Genomic DNA, 3,293 nt, shown 5'->3' with positions numbered 1-3,293 from the left:
GTGGGGCGCCCGGGCCCGGGGCCCGCCCCCCCCCGCCCGCCCCCCGCTGCCGGGACGCCAGCCGCAGCACCCCGCCGAGGTTGAGGGCCGCTCCGTAGGCGGGCGCGGCCACCGCGTTGCGGGCCAGCAGCTCGCCGAGCGCGGGGCGGCCCACCGCCTGCGCCCCGGTCAGCGGCAGCGCCGCGACCAGCCCGCCCGGCAGCCCGCGCAGGCCGGGGGCCAGCAGCCCGAGCACGGCGCCGCTGGCGCCGTCCAGCACCGGCAGGCCGGCGGCCACCCCGAGCGCCCCGGCACCGTCCCCCGATCCGGTCGCACCGCCCGCGCCGGTGCCGCTCGCGCCGTCGGGGGCGCCGCCGAGGGGCTGCGCCAGGTCGAGCAGCAGCACCCCCGCCAGCACCCGGGCGGGGCCGGGCCAGGCGGTCAGCCCGGCCGCCGTCCCGGCGACCGTGCCGGCCAGCGGCGGCTGGTCACCCTCCCGCAGCAGCAGCACGGCCTGACCGGCGGTGATCGGGCCGGCCCAGATCGGCAGCGGCTCCCCACCGCCCGCCACCGCGTCCGGCTCCCCCGCCCGCGGCAGGGCCAGCAGCGCCAGCCCCAGCTCCGGGCAGAGCGTCAGCCGGTCCGCGCCGAGCCGCGTGCCGGTGGCCGTCGCGGACTCCACCACCAGCTCGGCGCCCGGCTCCTCGGCCGCCGCCACCACCTCGTGCACCGTCACGACGGTGCCGCGGGCGTCGGCCAGGAAGCCGAAACCGCCCGACCGTCCGATCGGATCCCACAGCCGCAGCAGGGACCGCCGTGGGTCCGCCGCGCCGTCCTCCAGGTCACCCGCCATCCGCGCTGCCCTCCCCGGCGCGCCCGGGTGGGCTCCCGCTGGGCCCGTCACCACTGCCGTGCTCGCCGCGGGGAGCCTGCCCCGGGTCCGGGCCGAACGACCGCGGCCACACCGTTCACCACGGGCGTTCACCTCACGCGCTCGCCCGTACGGGTGAGCCAAGGGCCGTTCGCACCCACCCGTCCGGGTGAGCCCTCCCGCACGGGGGATTGGCGCCAGGTCCCAGGGCTGACCGGCCCTAGCCGACGAAGACCGCCACCGGCTTGGCCTGCCCGCCGTGCTCCTCGACCAGCGCGAGGAAGGTGCCGTCCGGTCCGAAGACCGCGATCGGCCCCTCCACGCCCAGCCCGGGCGCCTTGAGCCGCACGCCGGTGGCCAGCAGCCGGGCGTCGTCCGCGCCGACGTCCCAGCGCGGGAAGGCGGCCGCCGCGGCCTCGGCGATCGGCAGCACGGTGAGCTGCTCCTCCAACTGCTCGAGGGTGTGCGCGGACTGCACCTCGTAGGGGCCGACCCGGGTGCGGCGCAGCGCGGTCAGGTGGCCGCCGACGCCCAGGCCGGCGCCCAGGTCGCGGGCCAGCGCCCGGATGTAGGTGCCCGAGGAGCACTCCACGGTGACGTCCAGGTCGAGCACCGGCGTGCCGTCCTCGGCCACCGCCGGACGCAGCTCGTGCACGGTGAAGGAGTGCACGGTGGTGGGCCGGGCCGGGATCTCGAACTCCTCGCCCTCGCGCACCCGGCTGTAGGACCGCTTGCCGTCGATCTTGATCGCGCTGACCTTGGACGGCACCTGCATGATCTCGCCGGTCAGCAGGGCGATGCCGGCGTCGATCGCCTCGCGGGTCACCGCGTCGGCCGGGGCCGAGGCGGTGACCTCGCCCTCCCGGTCGTCGGTGACGGTGCTCTGACCGAGCCGGACGGTGGCCTGGTAGGTCTTCGCGGTGAGCATCAGGTGCCCCAGCAGCCGGGTGGCCCGCTCCACGCCGATCACCAGCACCCCGGTGGCCATCGGGTCCAGGGTGCCGGCGTGGCCGACCTTCCTGGTCCCGGCCAGCCACCGCAGCTTGGCCACCACGCCGTGCGAGGTGATGCCTTCGGGCTTGTCCACGATGACCAGGCCGTCGGGCCCGGTGCCTTTGCGCTTCATCGGTACTTTCTCTGGGAACGGAACGGAACGGAACGGCTCCGGAACGGAGCCCTCGGGCGGGCCGGCCCGCGAACGGCTCGGCCCTGGGACGGGTCAGCCGAGCGCGGCCCGGAACCGGGCCACCACCGCGGGCACGTCCTCGCGGGCCGAGAAGCCGGCCGCGAACCGGTGCCCGCCACCGCCCAGCGACGCGCAGACGGCGGCCACGTCGACCGCGCCCTTGGCCCGGCAGGAGCCGCGCAGCGTGCCGTCCGGGTCCTGCTTGAGCACCAGCGCCACCTCGGCCTCGGCCGGCCGGCGCAGGATGTCGATCAGGCCCTCGATCTCCTCGACCGTCACGCTGAACAGCGCGAGGTCCTGGTACGGCACCCAGGTCCACACCAGCCCCTGCCCGCCGGCCGCCTGCGGCTCGTACACCGCGCGCTCCAGCGCGGCGGCGAGCACCTTGAGGTAGCCGAAGGAGGAGGTGTCCCAGAGCTGGCGGGAGATCAGGTCGTGCCGGATCCCGGTGGCCAGCAGCCGCCCGGCCAGCTCGTGGGTGGCGGGGGTGGTGGCGGCGTACTTGAAGGAGCCGGTGTCGGTGGCGACGCCGGTGTAGAGGCAGCTGGCGATCTCCCGGTCGAGCGGCACCCGCAGCCGGCGCAGCAGCTCGTCGACGAGCACCGCGGTGGCCGGCGCGCTCGGGTCGATGACCCGGTGGGTGCCGAAGCCGGGGTTGGAGGCATGGTGGTCGATGACCACCAGGGTGCGCGCGGCGAAGGCCTTGGCGTGCAGCAGGCCCAGCCGCCCCTCGGAGGCCACGTCGAAGCAGAGCACCAGCTCCGGCTCCTCCGGCACCTCGGCGGCCGGCACGATCAGCTCCTGGCCGGGCAGGAAGGAGAGCGACTCGGGGATGATCTGCGGGTCGTCACCGAAGGAGACCCGCACCTGGTGGCCCAGCGAGCGCAGCGCCAGGCCCGCTGCCAGGGCCGAGCCGAGCGCGTCGCCGTCGGGGATGATGTGGCAGATCAGGTCGATCGACCGGGCGGCGCGGATCGCCTCGACGACCCCCCGCCACTGCCGTTCGAAACCGGCCGGTGACTCCTCGCGGGGGCCCGGAAGCACCGCGAGGGCGTCCTCCACCGTGTCGGTGGAGAACGCCCCCGTCGAACCGGCTGCCGCCGGCTCACCCGCCATGACTACTCGTCCTCGTCCGCGTCGTCGCGGTCGGCCGCCGGCACCTTGTACGGGTCGGCGTCGCCGGCGTACTGGGCGCCGGCCGGCGCGGTGGAGGCCGCGGTCTGCGCCCTGGCGGTGGCCGGCGGCGTCCTGCCGCCC

At 76.7% G+C, this 3,293-nt stretch carries 2 protein-coding genes and 1 pseudogene; all 3 read right to left on the bottom strand.

What is annotated here, in order from left to right:
• Positions 1-832, bottom strand: a pseudogene (locus ABD323_RS39945) (hypothetical protein); the annotation flags it as partial.
• A gap of 238 nt (positions 833-1,070) precedes the next feature.
• The gene (gene truB / locus ABD323_RS39940) at positions 1,071-1,976 is read right to left on the bottom strand and encodes a tRNA pseudouridine(55) synthase TruB (protein ID WP_344447021.1); all 906 of its coding nucleotides are present in this window, start codon (positions 1,974-1,976) and stop codon (positions 1,071-1,073) included.
• Between the two features lie 93 nt (positions 1,977-2,069).
• Entirely contained in the window at positions 2,070-3,152 is a 1,083-nt protein-coding gene (locus tag ABD323_RS39935) for a DHH family phosphoesterase (protein WP_344447020.1), read from the bottom strand.
• Positions 3,153-3,293 lie beyond the last annotated feature (141 nt).

This window comes from Kitasatospora nipponensis (assembly GCF_039528135.1).
GTDB classification, from domain to species: Bacteria; Actinomycetota; Actinomycetes; order Streptomycetales; family Streptomycetaceae; genus Kitasatospora; species Kitasatospora nipponensis.
This window is presented reverse-complemented; position numbering and strand designations above follow the sequence as displayed.

Excerpts from the sequence above, each read along its gene's own strand:
- truB (WP_344447021.1), bottom strand. The coding sequence starts at position 1,976 with ATGAAGCGCAAAGGCACCGGGCCCGACGGCCTGGTCATCGTGGACAAG.
- ABD323_RS39935 (WP_344447020.1), bottom strand. The coding sequence starts at position 3,152 with ATGGCGGGTGAGCCGGCGGCAGCCGGTTCGACGGGGGCGTTCTCCACC.